Origin of the sequence: Gardnerella pickettii (genome assembly GCF_029226345.1) — a bacterium.
GTDB classification, from domain to species: domain Bacteria; phylum Actinomycetota; class Actinomycetes; order Actinomycetales; family Bifidobacteriaceae; genus Bifidobacterium; species Bifidobacterium piotii.
The window spans coordinates 1135531-1160284 of record NZ_JAKNCU010000001.1; the positions used below are offsets into that span (position 1 = coordinate 1135531).

Below are 24754 nucleotides of genomic sequence, written 5' to 3' on the forward strand. Positions count from 1 at the left end.
TTGCAAAATGCATAACCAACATTTCGTAGTTTTTTGTTTCGGTTACTTCAATCATCCATATTCAATTATGTTTTATTCTTCAGTTATAAATCCCACAAACTTAAGAACTTGCTAAAACTAAATCACTTAAATCTTAAATCGCTTAAATACTAAATCATTTAACCTTAAATCAATTATTCTTAAATTATTTAGCTTAGAATCTAAATCGTTAATCTTAAATCTTCAAACTTAAATCTTCAAACCTCAAATTCAGCCATTTAATCAAGCTTTTTAATTCTACTTCAAACACACTAAATTCACTAGAATTGCATAAACAATACGCATAAATACAGATGCATAAATACAAAAGCCCGAGCTTACGCTCGGGCAAAAAGACTTATCGACGCAATCCGAGTCGATCAATCAAAGAACGATAGCGATTAATGTCTACGCGCTTCAAGTAATCAAGAAGACGACGACGGTCACCAATCATGAGCATCATACCACGACGAGAGTGGTGATCATGCTTGTGTTCCTTCAAGTGATCGGTAAGGTCGGAGATGCGCTTGCTGAGCAAAGCAACCTGAACCTCTGGGGAACCCGTGTCACCCTCGTGCGTTGCGTATTCGTTGATAATGTTCTTCTTATCTTCAGCCGTTAATGCCACGGCGTCCTCCTTATGTAGTTACTGCGCGGTGCCGCATCCTTTAATACAGCGCTTGCAAATCCGCGGGCGTTACACGCCGAGTTTCAATGTTACAACTATGCCCAAACAAGCTTATAAAGCCTACATAGCAGTAATAAATCCACCAAAAATCACAACAAGAATCGCAAGAACTTCAATAGCGTAAAACATTATTAACGAAGCCCAGCTGCAAGTCAAAACGTTTAATCGCGACTTTTTAGGAACCATTACAAGCAATCCAACAAATAAAATCGCATAAACAGCAACGCCAAATCCAGCAGAGATTATTCCAAGATTTGCAGCATTTGCAAGTCCACTTGCTGACCCATAAACAACGTATGTTGAATACCAAAAACTTAAGCGCAACAAGCATAATCCGCTAATAAATTGTTCAATCGTTAGAAAAACAACAAACAAGAATCGCCAAAGCCATCTACTAGACTCAATTAGCGCCATTGCCAAAGCTGTAGCGGTTGCAACTGTTGTAACCCAAGCAATAAACACAACTCCCTGCGCAGATAATCCAGAAAAATTCTTAACAACCCAAGCAGTGTGTTGAACTGCCAAAGTTCTACCTGCCCAATAAGGAACAACAACCGCTACAAGAAGAATCGCAAAATAAAGCACCCAACGCTTAGGATTTGAGTGGCGCTTGGAGATATCTGCTATAGAAAGCTCCGACTCCAATTCGCCAGGCAACTCAAGGGTTTCATCTGCGTTAGCATTAGCAGCATTAGCGTTTGCTTTACGCTGATCCATCTCTTGCACTCTCCTTTAACGTGCTAAACTCTTAGTGCTGATTAGACTAGATTAAATTTGTTACAACAAATCTAGTAACGGCAAATCTTAGTGAATACCTTACCAGCCACATTCCCCTATCTAAAGCGTGCAATATAATGATACTCCACGCGATTGCAACAAAATGCGCAATCACAAACAGATTTAGGTACACACATGGGTTTTATTCATTTTATTCTTAACCTTCTTAAAGATCCGCGCTCTGCTATAGCTGGCTGGATTGCTATGGGAACTGCACCCGCACTAGGATTGATTTTTCTAATCATCTTTATTGAAACAGGCGTTGTGTTCTTCCCATTCTTGCCTGGCGATTCCTTGCTTTTTGCTGCTGGATTCTTTGCAGCACCAGATGCACAAACAGGTAAAAGCTCGCTTCCACTTGCGATTTTGCTCGCCGTTGTTTGGATTGCGCCCATTATTGGTGACCAATGCAACTACTTTATTGGCCACTTTTTTGGCAGGCGAATCGTTGAATCAGGCAAAGTTAAGGCCTTAACACCAGAACGCATTGCTAAAACAGAGCAAATGATTGATAAGTGGGGACCAATTGCCGTGTTCTTAGGCAGATTCTTCCCATTTATACGCACATTTATGCCATTTATTTCTGGCATTTCTGGCATGCGCTGGACTCGTTTTACTCCTTTTTCTGTTCTTGGCGGAATAGTGTGGTCATCGCTTTTTACTCTTCTCGGCTACTTCTTTGGCAATATTCCTTTTGTTCAAAAGAATTTTGAGCTTGTTATAGTGGCGATTTTGCTTATTTCTCTTGTTCCAACTTTTATTGGGCTTTACAAAGCTCACGCTGCCAACAAAGCCAAAAAACGCTTAGAAAACGAAGCGCACCAGAATTAGCTTAACAAAATAACTTAAGCAAAATAACTTAAGCAAAATTAATCGTGTTTTACAACACTCCATCACTTCTAGCGTTGTACTTTTACGCATTTTGTAGTACAGTGTGCAGAGTTGTGTAAAACATTGGGGCTATAGCTCAGTTGGTAGAGCGCTTCGTTCGCATCGAAGAGGTCGTGGTTTCGATTACCATTAGCTCCACTAAGCCCACTGCATTCATTCCACCGCAGTGGGCTTTTTCTTTGCAAATCCTAAGCACCGCTGTTATCGAATGCGTTTTCAATCGAATCGATTAGCGGATCTGCCTGGCTCATTATGCTCTTAACTCTGTTATCAACGTTTTTATTTTGCGACTTCAAAGACCGCGCTAAATCCAACGCATCGTCAAAAATCTTTTCAACAATATCTTGATTTACGCCATCTGCCTTAAATTGCGCACTCCAAGAGTTCAGGGACTCAAACACAATCTCACTTGCATCTATTTTTACAATCTCATTTTCGTTTTTCTTTGCATTTTCAACAAAAGCGCGCAACTTTCCAGCATACTCTCGCACTTTAGGCTTTGGCTTAGCTTGCGAATAGTTTGTAAGATCTAAGTAGCCTTTGCCAAGCGTGGAATACATTAACGCTGACTCATAATCCTTTGCCTTAACACCCTTTAGCGCCTCTTCAAACCACTTTGCAGACTGTTCAATACGTTCCTTTCTATTCGCACTACTTGATTCTTCTTTATCTTTAACACCGTAATACCAATACGCTTTTCCAACAGATAAGCATAATTCATACCAATCTTCGGATTTTTTAAGATCCGACTTGTACTTATTAACAAACGACGTAAAATCTTCTCTTTCGCTTGCACTCCATCGAAAATCTTCAATCTGGTTTACTAAAAGTCGCAACGCTGGCTGAATGGATATAGGCTGAACATTTGCATTAAAAAGCTTTACTTGTAAAGACATAGCTTTGTTAACATATTCAACAATTTGCTTAGAATCTGTTGATTTTGCAGCCTTAGACATGTACTTTTTATATTCTTGTACACTGCTTGTTATGTTGCTAGCGTTCTTGTTTTTTGTAGGGATATTGCCGCTTTTTACATATGAGCGCAGTTCGCTTACTTTTGCTCTACTTGCGTTTGTTATTACGGATTTACAAGCAAATGCAAAAACAATACATCCAATAAATGCCATTAAGACGCAACAAACAATCTTAAAAATATTTTTCTTGCCATTTTTAACACCATTTTTCTTGTGTCTTTTGCCAATATTTTGATTACCACTTTCCACGCGCAATCGCGCTCTAGCACGGCTGCTACGACTTGCATCATATTTTTTGCTAGTTTGCGCACCTCTTGCACGCCTTTTATTGCGCAAAACAAGACCAGATTCTCCCATATTTGACTCAACTTTTTCGCCAAATTCTAAATCTTCTAAACAATCTTTTAGCGCTTGAGAAAACTCCGCACAATCTTCGTATCGATCCTTTGGATTATGCGCCAATGCGCGCATTAACACATATCGCACACCACTATCGCAATCGTCGCAGCTCAAGTCGAAGTTAGTAAGCGGATGCGATTTATTAGAATCCTTAAAATCTAAAGTCTGATTACTAGAAAAACTAGAAAAATCGGAATTGTTAAAACTTAAAGAGGAATCGGAATGATTGGAACTCTCGCAATAGCATGTACCCGTAAGCGCGTAAAACAACGTTGCTCCAAGCGCATAAACGTCTGTAAAAACGCCGATTTTAGCATCCTGCTCAAAAAGCTCGGGAGCTGCAAATCCACATGTTGCAAAACGCGCATCTTGCTTAAATCGACTTGGTTGCACCAAAACACCATCTTCGCCTTTAAGCTCTAATGCAGAGCCAAAATCAATTAGATGCACACTAGAATCATTAGAAATCATAACGTTAGAAGGCTTTAAGTCGCAATAAACAACAGCTGGATTTAACGAGTGAAGATATTGCAATAATTCGCATAGCTGGATTCCTAAAGCGCATACTTGACTAGGAGCAATAACTCCGCTTTGCGCAATAATCGTTTTTAGCGAACTTCCTTCAACATAGTCGCGAACTGCGTACGCTCTGCCATTTTCCTCAAAAAAATCAACAATTCTAGGGATACAAGGATGATTGCAATGATTTAGAACCTCTACTTCTGCTCGAAGCGATTGCAAAATCAAAGCTTTTTTATCACTATCTAGATGCTCATCAGACGTTTCTTTAACAGCCCATTTTTTGTGTAAAACATTATCTACAGCAAGATAAACGCTAGAAGTTCCGCCCGAACCAAGCTTTCCCAAAAGCTGATATTTTCCACCTACACAAACCATATTTACCGCACTTTCATAAAATCAAACCGATAATAATCCTGTGCGCTAAACTCTATGCACTAACTCATGCAAAGAAAAGACTTAATGGAAAATGTGTACCAAAGCCATCAAAGCCCTAGAAAAATAAGGGAAAAGTTATCCACATTGCTATCGTTGCTTGCGTTGTTATAGTTGCTAGCATTAATCACACTAATCAATGTCTGCGCCAAGAGCAGTGAGCTTGCCTCTAAAGTCGGCATAACCGCGGTCAATAAGCGAAATGCCCTTAACGTTAGATGGCCCCTTAGCTGTAAGAGCGGCAATAAGATGACTAAAACCGCCACGCAAATCTGGAACATCAATATCTTGACCAGTAAGAGGCGTTGGCCCAAAAATCACAGCAGAATGCTTGTAATTGCGCTGCTGGAATCGGCAAGGAAGCGAACCTAAGCACTCGCGATACAGCTGAATCATTGCGCCCATTTGCACAAGCGGCTTCGTGAAGCCAAAACGATTCTCATACACTGTTTCATGCACAATGCTCAAGCCTTTAGCTTGCGTTAAAGCAACAACAAGCGGCTGCTGCCAATCTGTCATAAAACCAGGGTGAACGTCAGTTTCAATAGCAACTGGATGCAAGTCTCCACCTGGATGCCAGAATCGAATACCGTTATCTGCAACATCAAATTGGCCGCCAACTTTGCGGAACACGTTTAAGAACGTCATCATTTCTGGCTGAGTTGCGCCTTTAATAAACACATCTCCGTGAGTCGCAAGCGCCGCCGAAGCCCAAGATGCCGCCTCAATCCTATCTGTTAAAGCAGTGTGATTGTAACCTTGAAGCTTATCAACGCCCTCAATCCTAAACGTGCGATCAACGTCTACAGAGATGATTGCGCCCATTTTTTGCAAAACAGCCACCAAATCCATAATCTCTGGCTCGATTGCTGCACCCGAAAGCTCCGTTTTTCCTTCTGCAAGAACAGCAGCAAGAAGAGTTTGCTCAGTGGCACCAACCGAAGGGTAAGGAAGGTGGATTTTAGTTCCGTGCAAACCGTTTGGAGCAGTAATGTGAATACCGTCTTCGTGGTCTTTGTTTACATTTGCGCCGAGCTTGCGCAAAGTTTCAAGATGGAAGTCTATAGGACGCCCACCAATATTGCAGCCGCCAAGCGCTGGAATAAAAGCCTCGCCAAGCCTGTGAAGAAGCGGGCCAGAAAAAAGAATCGGAATACGAGAAGACCCCGATAACGTGTCTACGTCGGCAACGTCTGCAAGTTGAACGTTGCTTGCGTCGATGCTAACAACGCCTGCAGCACCATCAACGCTTACATTTACACCGTGCAATCGAAGCAAATCCGAAACAACGTGAACATCTCTAATCTCTGGAACATTCTTTAACACGGATTTTCCAGGAGCTAGGAGCGCTGCAACCATCGCCTTGCTAACAAAGTTTTTTGCGCCACGAACTTTAATCGTTCCGTTAAGCGGCTTGCCACCTTCTACATGTAAAACGTCTGCAGCGTCGATGCCGCTTTCGTTATGTTCAGCCGTGTTTTGCGCAGACACATTTACCTCTTTCGTTTGCAACTAAAACTAATAACTATAATACCGATACGCGTGCCAATCGCATGTAAACGACGTTGCAATCGCACAATAATCGCGTGCTATTTTGCAACTATAGACCGCCATCTTCTTAAGATCCTTGCAAAAAGTGAAGGCTTTTGCAATAGGTCCACTTCTGGCAAATCGTGGCTACAATCCGCGTTTAATCCATATGTGTACGCTTTTTTAGACGATGCTTTGCCAACTAAATCGCCAAATTCCAGCATTTGCGTTCTAGGCTCATAAGGGTGACGAATGTCGAACTCAAGAAGCCTTGCTCCGCATTTAGAAGCCACTGGCCCATAAGACGCAAAACCGCACGTTGCAGTGGCCATTAGAAGCATGCCAGAATCCTCGCACCTGCCAGCAAACGCGTTTCTGTGATCGTGCCCTGCGCAAAAAGCAAAAGCACCAATCTTTTGCAAAATATTGTATTCCCCACTGTCTTTATCTGGGCAGCTCACGCCTTCTCCAAGATACCCATCTGGCAAAACGCGATTATCGTCTAAAGCGTAGTATTTTCCAGCAAAACGCCTGTAGCCTTCGATAGCGTTTTCTTTAGCAGCGCAATCTTTAGGAACTTCGCGTAGTAAATCGTAGTATTGCGGAAGAGGAAAATGCTGAAAAACGCAGAATTTTGGCGGCAAAAAGTTTGGCAAATCCGCTAAAAAGTCAAGTGCCTTGTTGGAAGGGCTTCCGTAGCCGCCGCGCTTTTCATAATCGCCAGAATCTACGAGCACAATAGAAAATACGACTTTTTCTTGATTTACGTCCATAACAGGCAAAGCAAAAGTTCCTGCTTTGCAAGGAAATATGATTTGCTTTGGCAAAATGCTTTTTGGAAGAGACATTGCGGATCCGCTAGAAAATGCTTCATCGGTTTGCTGGCGATTCAAGCATCCCGAAAACTCTTGATACAACGAATCCAGCTCCGCGTTACTTAATCCGCACTGAAAATCGTGATTCCCGTACGTTAGCGCCCAAGGAATTGAGCGATCTTCTAAAGGCTTTACCATGCGCTTAATATGCTCTAAGACTTTTTTGCGCGTATCTTGCAAATCTTTTTCATTCGATTTGCGAGCATCTACTCCACGGTCATCTTGCGACTCATCCCAGCGCCTTCGCACAAAAGTGTTCGCAAAATCTTTAGCATACCCTGCAATCTGATTGCCACTAAAAATCACAATATCTGGCTTAACTGCATCGCAAGCAGACTCTATAAGCTTAATCGTATCTTTGCTGATTTTTGGCGCATCTTGAACATCTGCAAACTGTAAAACGCGGAATTTTCCCGAAAGATGAAATTGCAACTTACCTAATCTTGCAGAGACGGATGTTGGAAGCTTTGACGAATCAGATGCGCTATACGAATTAGACAAATTAGACTTATTAGAGGCATTAGACGACTTAGCAAAACTTGACGACTTAGCATTTTGAAAAGTCTCCTGCTCATTTAGGCTGCTTTTCAAAATCTTAGAGTCGCTTTTATCAGATTCTGCAATTTTTAACATAGTTCAAGCATACGGCACAGCATCTGGCGTATCAACAAAACACGGAAAAACACGGCAGAAGGCCGCAAAACACCGCAAAATAGCGTTTTTTTACAATATTTTAAGATAACTTTAAGCTAATAACCTATTCGCATTAAGAAAAGAGTGGTTACATATAAAGCATAGACGAAATAAATCACAATAATCAGTGATTTAGAACTAATAACTGAACCTCTCTTCTTCTCTTCTTTCAAACCCCGAGCCAATCACTCGGGGTTTTGTTTTGTGTAAGCTTTGAGTGGGATTTTCGTAAGATTCATTTGCGGAAGTTGAAAAAGAAAAAGCCCCCGCGATTACGAGAGCTATTCGCTGGGGTACCTGGACTCGAACCAAGAATGGATGAACCAGAATCACCTGTGTTGCCAATTACACCATACCCCAATTGGCAGGCTTCGCGGCTCTTGGAACCGTTCCGTCTTTGTACCCCCGACCGGATTTGAACCGGTGTTGGCGCCGTGAGAGGGCGTAGTCCTAGGCCGCTAGACGACGGGGGCTTAATTTATTTGCTACGCCTCTAGACGCAACAAATGTCGACTTTACAACATAACGCAAGTATATGCAACTAGCGGCGTGTCGCATCAGCTACAAAATGCCCCCATGCAAGTCAAAAATCAACAAGCATGGGGGCAAAACAGCATTAAGCTTAATCATTTTTACAAATGCTCACGCAATCCAGCTAAACGAGCCAAAGTCACGTCTTTGCCCACGATTTCCATGGACTCAAACAGTGGCGGAGAAACGCGGCGGCCAGAAAGAGCCACACGCACAGGACCAAACGCCAATCGCGGCTTATATCCAGCTTCCTCAACAAGCTTCTTGTTCAAAAGCTCGTGCAAGAAATCAGTATGCCAATCAGAAGCATCAACGCCATTCAAAGCAGCGAGCGCAGCATCAAGAACCTCACCAGCAGATTCCTTAAGCTGCTTACGCGCATCGTCATCTGGCTCAATGTAGCCATCTTCGCTTAACAGGCTACCAACCATACCAGCAACTTCGCCAAGCAAGCGCACACGAGGCTGAACAAGAGGAGCAGCAGCGCTAAGCACCTCGCGCTCGCGACTAGTCAACGCATCCCAATTGTCCGCACTAACTACGCCATCCTTATGCAAGTAAGGCACAGAACGATTCAAAAAATCTTGAGGCTCAAGCATGCGAATATGCTCAGCGTTAATGGAAATTGCTTTGTCTAAGTCGAAGTGTGCAGGGTTTGCTTTAACGTCACGCACATCGAATTTTTCAATCATCTCGTCCATAGTGAACACATCGCGATCAGGCGCAATAGACCAGCCAAGCAAAGCCAAGTAGTTCAGCAAGCCTTCTGGAATAAAGCCGTTATCTCTATGCAAGAACAAGTTGGACTCAGGGTCTCGCTTAGAAAGCTTCTTCTTGCCTTCGCCCATAACGTAAGGCATATGGCCGTAAAGCGGAGTTTCCTTAGCAATTCCCATTTCCATAAGATAACGGTAAAGCACAATCTGGCGAGGCGTGGAGCTAAGAATATCTTCACCGCGCAAAACCACGTTTACATCCATCAACGCATCGTCAACAGGGTTCGTAAGCGTGTAAAGCGGATCGCCATTCGGGCGCACAATCACATAATCTGGAACAGAACCCGCCTTAAAAGTGATTTCGCCACGAATTAAATCGTTAAAAGTAATGTCTTCATTTGGCATCTTCAAGCGAAGCGCAGGCTTGCGGCCTTCATCGCGGAAAGCTTGCTTCTGCTCTTCCGTAAGATTGCGATCGTAGCCATCGTAACCAAACTCAGCTGGACGGCCAGCAGCAATATTGCGCTCCTTAATCTCTTCTGGAGTAGAGAAGGATTCGTAAGCGTATCCTGCATCGAAAAGCTTTTTCGCTACGTCTTTATAAATTTCCAGACGCTGGGACTGGCGGTATGGCCCGTTATCTCCGCCAACATCAATGCCCTCGTCCCAATCAATATTTAGCCAACGAAGAGCCTCAATAATCTGCTGATAGCTTTCCTCGCTATCGCGCTCATTATCTGTGTCTTCAATGCGGAAAAGCAACTTGCCATGCGTGTGGCGAGCCTCTGCCCAGTTAAACAGCGCGGTACGAACCATACCTACGTGAGGCGTACCAGTTGGCGAAGGGCAAAAACGCACGCGAACATTCTTTGGAAGTTCAGGCTTTGTGGATTTTGTTGCATTATTAGCAACTTCTTGAGTTTCCTCTGTATCAGTCATAGGTTCCATTGTGCCGCGCGTTACGGACGTGCCTATCTAGTCAAGCGCTTGAGTTGATTCCTTATTACCTTCCACATGCGCAAACTTAGCAGCAAGAGCTTCGCGAGACTTTCTATCGTCTTCTTCTTTTGCAAGCTTCTTAGCTTCTTCTGGGTCCCAAAGAACGTCTTCCTTATGCTTTGACCATTCACGCTCAAGCAATGGAGCCGCAAATTCAACCAGCGCGCTCATACTATTTTTACTATTTTCGCCATCATCGCCATCATCGCCAGTCTTACCACTTTTTGCGCAATCAACAAGCGCACGCCACTGATCGTCCTTAAACATCATTCGCGGAACTCCAGCACACTCGCACACCTCGTTAATATATAGGAATATAGGCAAAGTTTCGTAAATGTTACTGGTTTTTTTAATAAGACTTTTAAGAATAGAAAGTATTGCCGTAATTTTTTGCGATTCTACAGGATTAATCCCGTAAAAATCGCGCTCTTGTTCATATGATTGTTCACACTCTTGTTTTGCGCATCTAAACGCATCTTGCAAGCTATCAACGCTCCAATTCCCTGCAACGCTTAGAGAATCCGCAACACCGTTGATTGCGTTAACATCGTTAGAAAGATTGGATTCAAGCTTGCTAAAAATAGCGTTAACATCATTCGTGTTGTTTTCTAGCTCTTCTTGCGCTTCGCTATAGTCTGGGTCGTAGCATAAATCCATATCATCGTAAGCGCTTGCAGCAGCCAAAAGCGCGTCAACTATATCTTGCGGGCGTCCTGGAATTTCGTCTGCACCTTCATACACAAACTCTGCATCTGGAACAGTAACGTCTAAATCCGTAATAATTCGTGCAATAGCGCGAATCGCCCTAACTTCTAGGTTTTCCGCATATTTTGCGTCATTATCTAAATGGCGAGCCTCGCTTAAAGGCCACAATTTAGTCAAATCCGCGGCCGACTTTGCAGCAGACTCAAGCAAATCTAAAGCTTTTGAATCCAGCTTTTCTACAGAATCACTCATAATAACGCTCCTTCGCATTAGCCGTAAAAAACACGGTTTCTACGCATCTTTTATGCATATTTTAAAGTCTACTGCTTATTATTCCACACGTTCTACTGCACACGCGCCGCAGGATCCACATATGTGATGGAAAGCACATTCATATTTGTGCAATCGTATGTAATCGACGTAATCGACGCCAAAGCCGTCTTGCGCAAAAGCATATTGTGCTCCGCGTGACCAGTTTCTAGCAGATGACGATAAGACCATATTGGCGATTCATGCGTTACAGCTACGATTTGTTCGCCTGGGTGATTTTTCACTTGTTCACTCGCAAAATCGCCAACGCGAGCTGCGATGCTTTTGTAGGATTCTCCCCAACTCGGCTTCCACAAGTTAGATACAAGCTTCCAATTGTTGTTTTTCCACAAAGCGCCTTCGCCGTAGCCGATTCTTTTTCCGCGAAAATTGTTTTCCGCTTCGATTAGACGATTATCTAAAATAATCGGGCCAATTTGCAAAGCGTTTGCGATTTGTTGCGCCGTTTCTTGCGTGCGCTCCAAAGGAGACGAATAAATAGCACTAATTCCGCGCATTTGTGGAACAGTCGCAATGTATTTGGCTGTAGCGCGAGCCATTTTTAATCCGCGATTAGATAAGTGAAATCCTGGGAGTCTCTCGTAAAGCACGTGATTTGGGTTTTCCACTTCTCCGTGGCGCACAAAATGAATAGTCGTAGCTGGCATATTTTCTAAACCTACTTCCAAACCTACTTCCAGCCTTTTGGAGTGTTACTTAACGACCACTCGCCCAACTTGTGAGCAAAAGTATTGTCTTTAGCGGCATCATAATCAGGTTTTTGCGACTTTGTGTCGTCTAAAAGCCACTTTCTAATAACAAAATTCCACACAGCTACAACAACTGTTGCAATAAGCTTGCCAATGTTTGTGCGAAGCATGTAAATCGCAGTACCACGCAAAGTTTGTGCCATTCCAAGCGTGCTAAGCCAAATAATCGCATCGTTAATAAGCAAACCAATAACTGCAGAAATAACAAAAATCAGCAATTCCATCCAACGAGCCATGTCTTTTCGGTGCTTAAACACGTACTTCATGCTGGCAATGTAGTTAAAAATAAGCGAGATTATAAAAGATATTGTTCCAGCAACAACGTTATTAAGATGCACAAGAAGAAGCAGATTTAGCAATACTACGTCAATAATCAGCGCAATGATTCCTACGATTCCAAACTTAACAACCTGTTCAATAAGTTTTTTCATACATTCAATTAAACACGCGGAGGCTAACAATTTACTATAATTATTGCGTAACACAGGTTTATTATTGCGTAACATATGTTGCGCAGCACAAGTTTATAAACTTAGAAAATTCATAAAACTTAGCAAAGGAGCGATTATGCCAGTTATTCACACTCATGTTTCTGTAAGCACTACGCCAGAACAGCGCGATGCCTTAAAAGCAGCATACGGCAAGGCGATTAGTGCAGTTCCAGGCAAAAGCGAGCATTGGCTTATGTGCCCATTCGAAGACAATATGCCAATTTATTTTGCTGGAGATAATACTAAGCCTGCAGCATACGTTGAAGTGAACGTTTTTGGCTCTAGCGTGCCTGGTTCGGCTTGGGAAAAGTTAACTGAGCAAATTATGGCGGCTTTGGAGAGCGAGCTTGGAATACCACAAGATCGCACTTACATTCGCTACACTGCAACAACTGACTGGGGCTGGAACGGCGGCAACTTCTAGTCGCAAGTTTTATACAAAAATCGCCATATCTTGTTACGTAAAATACGCACCAAAATATGGCGATTATTTATTATTGCAACTATCTATACAAATAAATATGAATTAGTCACTAAGATTGATTGCCAAAACTAGGTTCATCAAGCTCAGATTCGCTGGAAGAATAATCATCGCTATTAGCAACGCTGCCTTCAAGATCTGGGCCAGCAGCTACGCGAGCCACTTCTTCCATACCTTTGTTGTCACATATAACCATGCGAACATAGCCAACAACAAATCCAACAACAGCAGGGCAAACCCAAGCCATTCCAAATTCCGAGAACGGCAACCAGTTTTGAGCAACAATCAACATATCGTTCATATGCAATGCGTTGCGCAAAGCTGTTGGCAAACTATTCAAAAAGTCAAATACAGCTGCAACACCAGTAAAACCAAGTGTCCAAGCATACACGACCTTGGAATTTCCAAAAAGTCGACCACACAAAGCCAAAAGAATCAATACGATTGACAGTGGATACAAGAACATTAATACTGGAACCGCGTATTCGATGATTGCGCTCAATCCAAAGTTTGCAAGACCAAACGAAACAAGCGTAATCAATACAGCCCAAACACGGTAGCTAGGACCCTTAGGGAATAACTTAGAGAAGGTTTCCGAGCAGCTTACGATTAATCCAACCGCAGTCTTTAAGCAGGCAAGCGTTACTGTTGCAGCAAGCACGAATAAGCCAGCATTTCCAAGATGGTAGCGTGCAACTTGTGCCAAAGTTACGCCACCATTTTCCGCAGGTGGGAACAGAGCACGGCTACGCACACCAACAACAACAATCGCAACGTAAATCAAAGCCATTAGCAAGCAGCTAAAGAATCCAGAGCGAGCAGTATTTACTGCCACATCTTTAGGATCTTTTACACCAAACTGGCGAATGGTGCTAACAACCACAATTCCAAATGCCAAGCTAGCTAAAGCATCCATTGTGTTGTAGCCATCTAAGAATCCCGTAAAGAATGACTTATTAACGTAATTTCCCATAGGAGCAGCATCTGAAGAAGCACCGCTTATAGGGGAAAATAGTGCAGTAAATACCAAAACCGCTAGGAACACAAGGAAGATTGGCGTAAGAACTTTACCAACCCACGTTAGTATGCCGCTTGGTTTCATAGCAAAGAAGAACGCGAGCGCAAAGAACACTACAGAGAACAAGAACAAGTACAATTGCCCATTTCCGTCTTGCGGAATAATTCGCTCCAAGCCAACAGTGTATGAAGTTGTTGCGCATCGCGGAATTGCAAAGAACGGGCCAATTGTTAAATAAAGAACGCATGTAAAGAACATGCCGTATTTTTTACTAGCTTTGCTTGAAAGTTCAAAAAGACCGTTTGCGCGACTCATTGCAAGAGCCGTAACGCCTAACAATGGCAAACCAACGCCAGTAACAATAAAGCCTAATGCTGCAGGAGCAGAATTGTTTCCCGCGTTAGCACCAAGGAATACTGGGAAAATAAGGTTTCCAGCGCCAAAGAACATGCCAAACAACATGACCGCCACGTATGCGGATTCAATAATTGTCAAGTTCCTTTTTTTCGGGGCACTGTCTGTGCTGACACTTTGTGTTGTGACGCTCATGCTTACACCTCCTATATGGTGAAAATTGTTTAAGCATATTATTTAACGCATTGAATAACAAAACTGAAACCGAAAAATAATATTAGGGGGTATATTAATAAATCGCATGTACTTAATAGACAAAAATTTGCAATTTCGCGCGTGTCTCCTAATCAAAATAAAAGGACGCCAACATAAAAGCTAGCGTCCTAAATAAAAAGCAAATGCGCAATAATAGCAAATGCGCTAAATCACATCTTGTCTGGAGCAGAAACACCAAGCAAATCAAGGCCAGAGGCGATTACTGTGCGCACAGCAGCGTTAAGCTTAAGTCGAGCTGCAGCACGTGCTGGCTCTGGGCACTTTGCAATGCGAATAGCCTCACGCTCTGCCTCTGGCAAGCGATTTTCTGGGTCGCTCAACTCCATTGGCACTACGCGCTCAAGGTTGTACCACTTGTGGTAGCTTGCGGCCAAATCCTCAAGATAATGCGCAACGCGGTGCGGAGCGCGCAAATCGCCAGCTTGCGCCAGAGCCGCAGGCCATTGCGCCAAAGCAGCCAACACTTCGCCGTCTGCCTCAGTATTAAGCAAGCTTAAATCGGCTCCGTCTGCACTAATCCCAGCGTCTGCCGCATTACGAGCCACATTGCAACTGCGCGCGTGAGCATATTGCACATAGTACACAGGATTATCGTTGCTGTGAGAAGCAAGCAAATCCAAATCAATATCAACACTTGTGTTGTAGTCGGTGCGAGCAAGCGAGTAGCGCGAAGCATCAACGCCAATTGCATCAACTAAATCGTCAATCGTAATAACGTTTCCAGCGCGCTTGCTCATGCGCACAGGCTTGCCATCCTTCATAACGTTTACCATCTGACCAATAAGAATTTGCATGTTTTCGCCAGGATTGTCTCCAAAAGCCGCGCACATTGCCATCATTCTGCCAATATAGCCGTGATGATCCGCGCCAAGCATGTAGATTGCTACGTCTGCAGGATTCTGTTCGCGATGACGTTTGTTACGATAGTACGCAATATCTGCAGCAAAGTAAGCGTAATTGCCGTCGGACTTAATAATTACGCGATCCTTATCGTCTCCATGCTTGGTGGATTCAAACCAAGTTGCGCCATCTTTTTCAAAAATATCTCCACGCTCACGCAAGTCTGCAATAGCGCGCTCAACTTCGCCGTCCTCGTACAGGCTGTTTTCGTGGAACCACACATCGAAACCAACACGAAAATCGCGCATTGACTTACGAATTTCAGCAAACATCATTGGCACTGCGCGCTTGCGGAACTCTTCGCGCTGCTCGGAATCGCCTTCGCCAAGCGGCAATCCTTCCTCGTCTTTTCCAAGATCAATTCGAGGTAAGGAAAGAACATCAACGCCGTCTGCTTGCGCTTCTTTTATAACAGCGTCCGCGATTTCGTTAATATACGCGCCTTTGTAGCCGTCTGCAGGCGTTTCTTCGCCATGAGCTGCAGCAACTAAAGACTTTGCAAAACGGTTGATTTGCTCACCGTGATCGTTGAAGTAGTATTCGCGCACAACTTTTGCGCCGTTCGCTTCCAAGACTCGAGCCATAGAATCGCCAACCGCAGCCCAGCGAGTGCCACCAATATGGATTGGACCAGTTGGGTTTGCGGAAACAAACTCAAGATTCAAAGTTTTGCCGCTCAAGTGCGTATTTTTGCCAAAATCCGCGCCCTGATTTAAGACTTCGTCTACAACAGCAGCGGCAGACGCAGAATCAAGCGTTATGTTAATAAAGCCAGGGCCTGCAACTTCTACGAGCGAAATACCTTCTGCTTCTTGCAAACGCTCGGCAAAAAGTTCCGCCAAATCATGAGGCTTCATACCAGCTTTTTTAGCTAGCTGCATAGCAACGTTTGTAGCCCAATCGCCGTGTGCGCGATCTTTTGGCCTCATAACTGCAAGTTTTTCGGCAGCAGGAATCAAATCTTCTGTTAAACTGCCAGCTTTACCGCTTGCTACTAAATCTTTAGCAATTTTTTCAATTAATTCACTTAAGCTTTCTGGATTCATGGTTTACAGTCTAGCGTTACCGCGCGATGCTTCGCGATTATAATACACAAAAAACGCTGGAGTCGAAGATTGACTTCCAGCGCTTTTGTTTTGCGACTAATCGCAAGCAGCTTACGATTAGCTACTTTAGCTACTTGCAATTAATCATTTTTAATTATTTGCAAACTACTTCTTTTTTGCAGGAGCTTCACCGAGTTCGCTTTGAGCAACAGAAACGTTTACATTAGCTGCATCAGATTCCGCAGATTCAGATTCCGCAGATTCAGAATCAGAAGAATCTCCAGCATCCGCAGCCTTAACAGCGTTAAGCTTTACTTCTCCAGTAATGCGTCCCGCTTCTGCAACGTCATCCAAAGTCTCCTCAACAGCCTTATACGCGTTTTGCGCTACATTCAAAGTCACTTGCAAAATAGGAGTCTTCATAGAAACTTTTGCTTCAGACTTAATCTTGCGCAAAGTAGCCAAAGCCTCGCCCGCGTAAGCCAAAGTGTCTGCAGAAACACCGTTTGCAGCAGCCTCATACGCCTTAGCGCATGGCCAGCTTGCGCGATGCACAGAACCTTCGCCATCATGCATCCAGCTCCACACTTCTTCCGTAGCGTAAGGCAAGTAAGGAGCAAGCAAGCGAGCCAAAGCGTCGAGTGCAAGACCAAGAGTTGTGCGAGCAGACTTTACAGCAGATTCGCTTGGAGTGCGTCCAGTGGATTCCGCAGTTCCATAAGCACGATTCTTTGCAAGCTCAATGTAATCGTCGCAGAACTCCCAGAAGAAGGTTTCTATTGCTTCCAAAGCCTTAGAATGCTCATAAGATTCAAGCGCATCAGTTGCTGTACGAATAACGGATGCAAGCTTTGCCATAACAGAGCGATCCAAAACTTCCGTAACGTCTGCAAAATCCCAATCCGCGCTGGCAGACTCAAGAACCTGATGTTCCTCATCTTCGCGACCAATCGCGAGCGCAAACTTCGTAGCATTCAAAAGCTTAATCGCAAGGCGACGGCCAATCTTCATCTGGCCTTCGTCGTAAGTTGCATCCAAGCCAAGCTTTGCAGAAGTTGCCCAGTAGCGCACAGCATCCGCACCAAACTCTTCGATTGGCTTATTTGGCACAACAACGTTGCCTTTAGATTTAGACATCTTCTTGTGGTCTGGGTCTAGAATCCAGCCAGAAAGCGCAGCATGCTTCCAAGGCAAGCAGCCGTTTTCAAGATGCGCGCGATCAACCGTACTAAACAGCCATGTACGAATAATATCCTGGCCTTGTGGACGCAAATCCATTGGGAAAGTAGCCTTAAACAAAGCTTGATTTTCCTCACCTGGCTCTTCCCAACGAGTCACAATTTGTGGAGTTAAGGAAGATGTGGCCCAAGTGTCCATAATATCCTGCTCAGCAGTAAAGCCATTTGGCTGGTCTCGCTGAGACTCGTCGAAGCCTTCTGGAACGTCAATAGTTGGGTCGATTGGCAAACGGGCTTCGCTAGGCGTCAAAGGATGCTCGTAGTCAACTTCCCCATTTTCATTTACTGGGTACCAAAGTGGGAATGGCACGCCGAAGAAGCGCTGGCGAGAAATAAGCCAGTCACCATTCAAGCCGTGAACCCAATTCTCGTAGCGCACTCGCATAAAGTCTGGATGGAAGTTAAGTTCCTTACCGCGCTCAATAAGCTCAGCGTTCAGCTTTTCGTCCGTACCGCCGTTCTTTAAATACCACTGGCGAGAAGTGACGATTTCCAAAGGCTTATCGCCCTTTTCGTAGAAGTTCGTCATACGCTTTGTTGGCTTTGGATCGCCTTCCATATCTCCAGCAGCTTGCAAAGCTTCAACAACTTCCTTGCGAGCAGAGAACGTGGTTTTACCAGCAATTTTCTCAAACATTTCGCGGCCAGACTCGTCCGTAATCCAATCAGGAGTAGTCATTACAATGCGGCCGTTTCGCTGAATGATTGGTCGAGTTGGCAAACTCAAATCGCGCCACCACTCAACGTCTGTTACGTCGCCAAAAGTGCAGCACATTGCAATGCCAGCGCCCTTGTCCATTTGAGCAGCAGGATGAGCCAAAATCGGAACCTTCACCTTAAACAGCGGCGAGTAAACTTCTTTGCCAAAGTACTTCTTGTAACGCTCATCGTCTGGGTGTGCAATCAAAGACGTGCAAGCAGCAAGCAATTCTGGGCGCGTAGTCTCAATATAAATTGGCGTACCATCTTCAAAGCGGAAAGCAATCTTATGATAGAAACCAGGGTATTCGCGCGCTTCAAGCTCTGCCTGGGCAACTGCAGTCTGGAATGTAACATCCCACAAGCCTGGAGCATCCTTTTGGTAGGCTTCTCCGCGAGCAAGATTGCGCAAGAATGCTTTTTGCGCAACTCTGCGAGGCTGCTCGCCAATAGTGTGGTAGGTTTGCGACCAATCAACAGAAAGACCAAGCCTGCGCCACAAAGCTTCAAAAAGCTTCTCATCTTGGGAAGTTAGGCGCTCGCAAAGCTCAATAAAGTTCTGTCTACTTACAGGAACCTGATCTTTTGCCTCAATCTTCTTGCCTTCAGTACCTTCAAATGGCGGCTTAAAATCAGGGTCATACTTAAGCGAAGTATCTACGCGCACGCCGTAATAGTTTTGCACGCGGCGCTCTGTTGGCAAGCCATTATCGTCCCAACCCATTGGGTAGAACACATCAAAGCCTTGCATGCGCTTATATCGCGCAATCACATCCGTATGCGTGTAAGAAAATACGTGACCAACGTGCAAGTGGCCACTAACCGTTGGAGGCGGCGTATCGATTGAATACACGGCCTTGCGGTCGCGAGAATTGTGGAAAGCGTAAGTCTCAGCTTCGTCCCAATTGCTACGCCATTTGTCTTCAAGACCATCAACACCAACCTTATTAGGCAATGGTGTTAAATGTGCGTGTTTTACTGTGTTATCCTGTTCACTCATGAACTGAATATTAGAAACTCACTGAGACATCGCACTATAACAGAGCACTAAGAACTCACTAAGCCAGCACTATTTAACAGTCACATCATGCAAAGGAAGCAGCTGATCGGTCATGTTAGTAGGGTATCCACTCACATTTGACTTTGCAACAACAACGCTATTCCTTGCGTACAACCATCCCGAAACCGCGTAATCGCACAATTCTTTAGCGTACTTTTTAATGTTTTCTTCGTACTCTTGCGGACTTGTAGACTTCATTGCGTCTGCAAAATACTTTTGCGAAGCGTGATCTTGGAACAAATAGTTAGACTTAGTGTCTGCATACATTCCAGAGTCAAGAGTGTGATTAGTCCAAGTAAGAGCTAAGTCGTATTTACCTTCGCGTATTCGTTGATCGATTACACTTTGGTCTAATTCTTCTAGTTTTACTGGGAATCCACCTGCATAGCTTAAGTTTTTTGCCATTTGATCGCAAACGCTAGCCATTCCAGTTGGAACAAGCATTGTGATTCCGCGCAAATATCCTGCAACAAAGTAGTGGTACATACCGTAAGCTTTTTGAACGTCGTGAGGATACGTATTACTAAAATCTTCATACCCTGGAGACATAGGGTCGATTGGACCGCCAACAAGCTGGCCTCCAAAAGGATCGGAAGCAAGAATAACATTGGGCTCAATCACGTGTCTTGCAGCTCTACGAATTTGCTGATCGCAGAACATAGATGACATTCCCGTGTTAAAAGCAAACATTCTTAATCTTGTGCTTTTTCCCTTTACCAACTTAGTGTTTGGCATTGCAGCCATTCGCTTGTTTTCATTTCCGTCTAGTGGAATTGCCATTTGCACGCTGCCATCTTTAACAGCGTTTGCTAAAGACGTGTCATCGTTAAAATACTTAAGAGTTATGCTTTGGCATCCAGCTTGCCCCGCCCAATAATTGTTGTTTCTAGCAAGAACGAGATCCCCACCCTTGTTATATCCCTTTACTGTAAACGGGCCCGTTCCAATAGCGTCGGAAGCGTAGTTAACAAAAATGTTTGTGTTGTAAACAATTCCAGCTCTTCCAGCTAATCGCCTTGGCAAAAGTGGGTCTGGAGTTTTAAGAGTTATATCTAGAACGTTAGGCCCAGAATTAGAAACGCTTGTTATGTTTGTTAGCTTTTCGTAGCCAGGATAATTCTTTGTAATGCCTTGCTGAAGCGATTTAAGAACGGAACTTGAGTCCATTGGGTCTCCGTTAGCAAACTTAATTCCGCTGCGGAGCCTAAATTTATAATTCAATCCATCGTTCGAAACGCTCCAAGATTGCGCAAGTCCTGGGTGTAAAGCATTGTTTTCGTCTCGTTTTACAAGTGTTTCGTAAACGTTCTCTAAAAGTGCCTGTTGTAAGGAATCACTATCGTCTGTTCTAATATCTAGCGAGGCTGGAGCCGTTCGTAATCCTATTGTTAAAGTTGAATTTGACGCTGGAAAGATGTTTGTAGGTATTAAAGATCTTCCGCCTATAAACCGCCATCCGCCCCAAATTATTGCAGATAGAATGCCGATTAAAACAATAAATACAACCCATGGTTTAGCGCTTCGTCTAGTTCTATGCGCATATCTTGCACTACGCACATGCGAAGCAGATGAGTATCTTTCAAATTCAGGCATGATTAAAAGTTTATATCACCGTTTGAATTTGATTGCCGAATTTATTCACAAAATAGTCTAAAAATATCCTAAAAATATTCTAAAAAATTTACTAGACGCCATTAATCTTGTGCAAATTTATTTTCTACAATCTAACAGAAGGGCATAAAAACCTAAGAGGACAATCGCCACAGCGCGGGTTTCTAGCAGTGCAAAACATTCTTCCGTGCAAAATAAGACGATGTGAAAGATTAGTCCATTCTTCTGGAGCAAAACAAGCTGTGACTTCTCGCTCGATTTTTGCAGCATCTTTAGCTTTAGCACTAGCCTCACTAACCCAGCCAAGTCTTGACGTAACACGCATAACATGAGTATCTACTGGAAATCCTGGAATCTTAAAAGCGTTTCCTAAAACAACGTTTGCTGTTTTTCTTCCTACACCTGGTAGCTTTGTAAGATCGGCCATATTATTTGGAACAATGCCATTAAAATCTTTAACAAGTTTTTGCGAAAGCTCAATAATATGTTGCGATTTTACTCTATAGAATCCAAGCGAATGAATTATTTCTTGCACGTTGTATATTTGTGCTTTTGCTAAATCGACTGGCGTTGGGTATGCCTTAAAAAGCTTACTAGTAACCAGATTCACGCGCTTATCGGTTGTTTGCGCGCTAAGAACAGTTGCGATTAAAAGCTCAAATGGGTTCGTAAAATTTAGCGCACATTTTGGATTTGGGATTTCTTCGCATAAAATCCTATATTCTTCGCGCATTTTGTTTTTATTTATCACATTTACCGCATTGATTTTATTTGTGTTATCTATTGTGTTATTTATTTTATTCGTGTTATTTGTAGCCAATATAAGCCTAGTCTAAATCGTTGGAAACGCCTGAATCCTCGGCACGCGAATCGCCAGCATCCGCACTATTGCCATTTTGTGCGTAATCGTCATTTTCTACTTCGTCAACTTGAGCTTCTAATGGGTCGAAACGATATCCAACATTTCTAACTGTTCCAATAACATGCTCATATTCAACGCCCAACTTTGCACGAAGCCTACGAATATGAACGTCTACCGTTCGCGTTCCGCCATAGTAATCGTAGCCCCAAACCTCTTGAAGTAAATGTGCACGCGTAAAAACTCTACGAGGATGCTGAACAAAATATTTAAGCAGCTCAAATTCTTTATACGCTAAATCGATAGGCTTTCCGTGCAAACTAACTGTGTAACTTTGCGTATCCACAACTAAATCTCCAGAGCACATTTGACCATTGCTGTTAACCTCAACGCTAGTAGAATCGGCAACAGTAGAGCCAGCAGCAGAATCTGCAGATACAACTTTTTTAGCAGCTAAGCGCAATCTTCCTTCTACTTCTGCAGGAGAAGCAGTTGTTAGCATAACATCGTTAACGCCCCAAGATGGGTTTACAACTGTAAAACCGCCCTCGGTAAGAATTAGAATAATAGACATTGTTAAATTAGACGCGCGCACAAGAGAACACAGCGATTTTGCTAAAGATAAGTCTTCTCTAGCATCAACAAGAAGAATAGTATCTTCGGGCATTTTAAGCATGCTAGAAGGTTCCATTGGCACTACGCGCACGCGATGCGAAAGAAGCGTTAGCGATGGCAAAACTTTTGCAGGCGCGGCACAAGAGGTCATCAATGTAATATCCGTCATATTGACACCTCCATAGCGCATAGAATTGAATTAAAATTCAAAATCAAGCTGTTATAAAAAAGAATTGTAATCCATGCTTAAGAAGAATCAAAAAGCGCAAGTGTACGCTTGCATATAAAATGATGTAAATACATGATTAACGAATTAAATACACGGATTGAATACACAGATTGAATACTGCGTAAACGCGATAGGAGCGTACAATGAGCAACAATATTCAGCGCAACAAAATGTATGGTCACATTACGATTGCTGTAACTCAATTTGTTGCTATAGTTCTTTTAGCATCTACTGCAATGCTTCCGTTTGCAACAACAAAAGCAGTTTTAACGGTTTGCATTCTTATTCTTCTTGCTTTAATAACTTTTTGGCCACTCAAAGGCTCCACAGCCGATAAAGCTATTCCTTTTCTTGCATCATTAGCGTCTATGTGGTGCGCAACGCTGGCCTTAAAAGGATGGCTGCCAAGCAGTGTGATTGATGGCGAATCAGAAGTTAGTATTCACAAATTTGTTGCTGCTATTAGACCATACGAACGATGGGCGGTAAACTTTGCGCTAATTCTTGTTGCAGCAACATTTGTTAGTTTTGCTAGACAAATGTTTAGAGAAGATAGGTCTAATCTTGTACGAAACCTATCTCATTGCCTTACTGCAAGTATTGCATGCGCAGCCTTGCCTGGATGGCTTTTCTTGCCGTCAATTATTAAATTCACTTTTTCTGTGCGCGTATTAGAACTTGGCGTGTTAGTGGCAATTCTTGGATTGTTTGTTGTTCTTGTTTTGGCTGGTCTTTCTCACCTTTGGATTAAAGACGCACAATACAATGCTGGAACAGTTTTCCCGCAAATTGGAACAGCTTTGATTCCAATTATGATGTGCGGAATGGTTGTTTACGGAGCTGGATTGGCAATGTTGCTTGTAGCGTAAGCGATTAAAGTTAATGCTAGTTGTTTCACACGTTGTTTCACGCACTGTTTCACGCACTGTTTCACGCAATTAGATAGCAATTACTTATTAAGATATTAAAAAATATTAAAAGATATTAAAAAGTGTCTAACACATAAAATGCGTTAGACACTAATAGATACGTTGTTAAAACGTTCGGAAGCTTTGCGACTAATCGCAAGAACTACTTTTCGCTTTCTTCCAAACGCTTGCGAGCTGCAACGATTTCCTTCTCTGCTTGCTCAACTCCAGCCCAGAAGTCTCCAGGAAGAACTTCCTTGCCTGGCTCCAAAGCCTTGTATTGCTCAAAGAAGTGCTTGATTTCTGCCTTGTGATACTCGTTAACGTCATCAATATCTTTAATATCGTCAAAGCGAACATCTGCTGGCACGCACAAAACCTTGTCATCTCCGCCAGCTTCGTCAACCATGTGGTACAAACCAACAGCGCGGCATTCAACAACGCAACCAGGGAATACGGAATTTGGAATCATAACAAGAGCGTCAAGCGGATCGCCATCTTCGCCCAAAGTGCCATCAATGTAGCCGTAATCATCTGGATAGCCCATTGCAGTGAATAGAGTACGATCCAAAAATACGCGACCAGTTTCGTGATCAACTTCGTACTTATTCTTAGAGCCGCGTGGAATCTCTACCACAACGTTAAATGTTTCTGCCATTTTTACTCCTTAACGTAAAACTTAATGCTTAAGTACATTAGTACGTTTAAGCATTTGTTTATCAATCTAACGTTTGTACATCTAACTTAGACTGTTCAATCTAACTTTAGCGCGCAGCAAAGAGTATATAAAACACTACGCGCACGATAGCAATTCAGAACCAGTTAGATATACAGACTATATGCGGAATATATGCGAGACATATTTGTGTAATATATTTGCGACATGTGAAAAATAGTGCGCAATACGCTTTACGATATATGCACAAGCAAATCGAAGCAAAGCGCAATAATGCGCGATTTAGATAAACACAGAAAAATGGCGACTAACCAATGAGAAAAACACAAAGAAAAATATGAAAAATATTAATAAAAAATATTAATAAAAACAGTAAAACATTTGAAAAATATTTTAGCTCACATTAAAAAAACTCTCGTTAATTACGCAAAAATATGCTAAAAATCAAGGAAAACCTAAGACAC

19 protein-coding genes and 3 tRNA genes are annotated in these 24754 nt (G+C 43.1%); 4 read left to right on the plus strand and 18 right to left on the minus strand.

Features of this window, described 5'->3' with window-relative positions; all coding sequences use genetic code 11:
• Window positions 1–376: 376 nt before the first annotated feature.
• Both rpsO and MAF46_RS04545 read right to left on the minus strand, forming a co-directional pair.
• Window positions 377–646, minus strand: a complete 270-nt coding sequence (rpsO, locus tag MAF46_RS04540) for a 30S ribosomal protein S15 (RefSeq protein ID WP_004131651.1) — start codon at window positions 644–646, stop codon at window positions 377–379.
• A 120-nt stretch (window positions 647–766) separates the two neighbouring features.
• On the minus strand, window positions 767–1423 hold the full coding sequence (locus MAF46_RS04545) for a hypothetical protein (RefSeq protein WP_020757554.1): 657 nt from the start codon (window positions 1421–1423) through the stop codon (window positions 767–769).
• A 195-nt stretch (window positions 1424–1618) separates the two neighbouring features.
• Here MAF46_RS04545 and MAF46_RS04550 point away from each other — a divergent pair, with 195 nt between their 5' ends.
• Together MAF46_RS04550 and MAF46_RS04555 are read left to right on the plus strand one after the other, a co-directional pair.
• Window positions 1619–2314, plus strand: coding sequence for a DedA family protein (locus MAF46_RS04550; RefSeq protein WP_004131648.1), 696 nt, complete (start codon window positions 1619–1621; stop codon window positions 2312–2314).
• Between the two features lie 125 nt (window positions 2315–2439).
• Window positions 2440–2512, plus strand: a tRNA-Ala gene (locus MAF46_RS04555).
• 50 nt (window positions 2513–2562) lie between these two features.
• On the opposite strand, the gene MAF46_RS04560 is transcribed toward MAF46_RS04555, so the two are convergent.
• The 9 genes from MAF46_RS04560 to MAF46_RS04600 form a co-directional block, all read right to left on the minus strand.
• Entirely contained in the window at window positions 2563–4644 is a 2082-nt protein-coding gene (locus MAF46_RS04560) for a serine/threonine protein kinase (RefSeq protein WP_060785839.1), read from the minus strand.
• Window positions 4645–4833: 189 nt separating this feature from the next.
• Window positions 4834–6192 (minus strand): UDP-N-acetylglucosamine 1-carboxyvinyltransferase, encoded by a 1359-nt coding sequence (gene murA, locus MAF46_RS04565; protein ID WP_004133526.1) that lies wholly within the window; start codon window positions 6190–6192, stop codon window positions 4834–4836.
• Between the two features lie 98 nt (window positions 6193–6290).
• Window positions 6291–7739: a metallophosphoesterase family protein gene (locus MAF46_RS04570; protein WP_230953887.1), complete on the minus strand. Its 1449-nt coding sequence runs from the start codon at window positions 7737–7739 to the stop codon at window positions 6291–6293.
• A 348-nt stretch (window positions 7740–8087) separates the two neighbouring features.
• A tRNA-Gln gene (locus MAF46_RS04575) sits at window positions 8088–8159 on the minus strand.
• Between the two features lie 40 nt (window positions 8160–8199).
• Window positions 8200–8272 (minus strand) — tRNA-Glu (locus MAF46_RS04580).
• A gap of 159 nt (window positions 8273–8431) precedes the next feature.
• Entirely contained in the window at window positions 8432–9994 is a 1563-nt protein-coding gene (gene gltX / locus MAF46_RS04585; RefSeq protein WP_004131641.1) for a glutamate--tRNA ligase, read from the minus strand.
• A 27-nt stretch (window positions 9995–10021) separates the two neighbouring features.
• Window positions 10022–11002 (minus strand): hypothetical protein, encoded by a 981-nt coding sequence (locus MAF46_RS04590; RefSeq protein WP_060785838.1) that lies wholly within the window; start codon window positions 11000–11002, stop codon window positions 10022–10024.
• Window positions 11003–11094: 92 nt separating this feature from the next.
• Window positions 11095–11727, minus strand: a complete 633-nt coding sequence (locus tag MAF46_RS04595) for a histidine phosphatase family protein (protein WP_060785894.1) — start codon at window positions 11725–11727, stop codon at window positions 11095–11097.
• A gap of 23 nt (window positions 11728–11750) precedes the next feature.
• On the minus strand, window positions 11751–12260 hold the full coding sequence (locus tag MAF46_RS04600) for a GtrA family protein (protein WP_016831953.1): 510 nt from the start codon (window positions 12258–12260) through the stop codon (window positions 11751–11753).
• Between the two features lie 136 nt (window positions 12261–12396).
• Between MAF46_RS04600 and MAF46_RS04605 the strand changes: the two genes are divergently transcribed.
• Window positions 12397–12744 carry a phenylpyruvate tautomerase MIF-related protein gene (locus MAF46_RS04605; protein ID WP_016831952.1) on the plus strand — a complete coding sequence of 116 codons (348 nt, stop codon included), beginning with the start codon at window positions 12397–12399 and terminating at the stop codon, window positions 12742–12744.
• Window positions 12745–12853: 109 nt separating this feature from the next.
• On the opposite strand, the gene brnQ is transcribed toward MAF46_RS04605, so the two are convergent.
• The 6 genes from brnQ to MAF46_RS04635 all read right to left on the minus strand — a co-directional run bounded on the left by brnQ (window position 12854) and on the right by MAF46_RS04635 (window position 22646).
• Complete coding sequence (gene brnQ / locus MAF46_RS04610; protein ID WP_016831951.1) at window positions 12854–14368, minus strand: branched-chain amino acid transport system II carrier protein; 1515 nt, start codon at window positions 14366–14368, stop codon at window positions 12854–12856.
• Between the two features lie 230 nt (window positions 14369–14598).
• A complete protein-coding gene (gene argS / locus MAF46_RS04615) occupies window positions 14599–16395 on the minus strand; it encodes an arginine--tRNA ligase (RefSeq protein ID WP_060785837.1) in 1797 nt (598 codons plus the stop codon).
• Window positions 16396–16560: 165 nt separating this feature from the next.
• Complete coding sequence (valS, locus tag MAF46_RS04620; protein WP_060785836.1) at window positions 16561–19332, minus strand: valine--tRNA ligase; 2772 nt, start codon at window positions 19330–19332, stop codon at window positions 16561–16563.
• Between the two features lie 69 nt (window positions 19333–19401).
• Entirely contained in the window at window positions 19402–20985 is a 1584-nt protein-coding gene (locus MAF46_RS04625; RefSeq protein WP_060785835.1) for an ABC transporter substrate-binding protein, read from the minus strand.
• 124 nt (window positions 20986–21109) lie between these two features.
• A complete protein-coding gene (nth, locus tag MAF46_RS04630; RefSeq protein WP_060785893.1) occupies window positions 21110–21736 on the minus strand; it encodes an endonuclease III in 627 nt (208 codons plus the stop codon).
• A gap of 94 nt (window positions 21737–21830) precedes the next feature.
• The gene (locus MAF46_RS04635) at window positions 21831–22646 is read right to left on the minus strand and encodes a response regulator transcription factor (RefSeq protein WP_060785834.1); all 816 of its coding nucleotides are present in this window, start codon (window positions 22644–22646) and stop codon (window positions 21831–21833) included.
• Between the two features lie 203 nt (window positions 22647–22849).
• Between MAF46_RS04635 and MAF46_RS04640 the strand changes: the two genes are divergently transcribed.
• On the plus strand, window positions 22850–23575 hold the full coding sequence (locus MAF46_RS04640; RefSeq protein ID WP_018644822.1) for a hypothetical protein: 726 nt from the start codon (window positions 22850–22852) through the stop codon (window positions 23573–23575).
• Between the two features lie 202 nt (window positions 23576–23777).
• Here the strand turns inward: MAF46_RS04640 and MAF46_RS04645 are convergent, their stop codons facing one another.
• Window positions 23778–24272 carry an inorganic diphosphatase gene (locus MAF46_RS04645; protein WP_004105658.1) on the minus strand — a complete coding sequence of 165 codons (495 nt, stop codon included), beginning with the start codon at window positions 24270–24272 and terminating at the stop codon, window positions 23778–23780.
• Window positions 24273–24754: the final 482 nt, after the last annotated feature.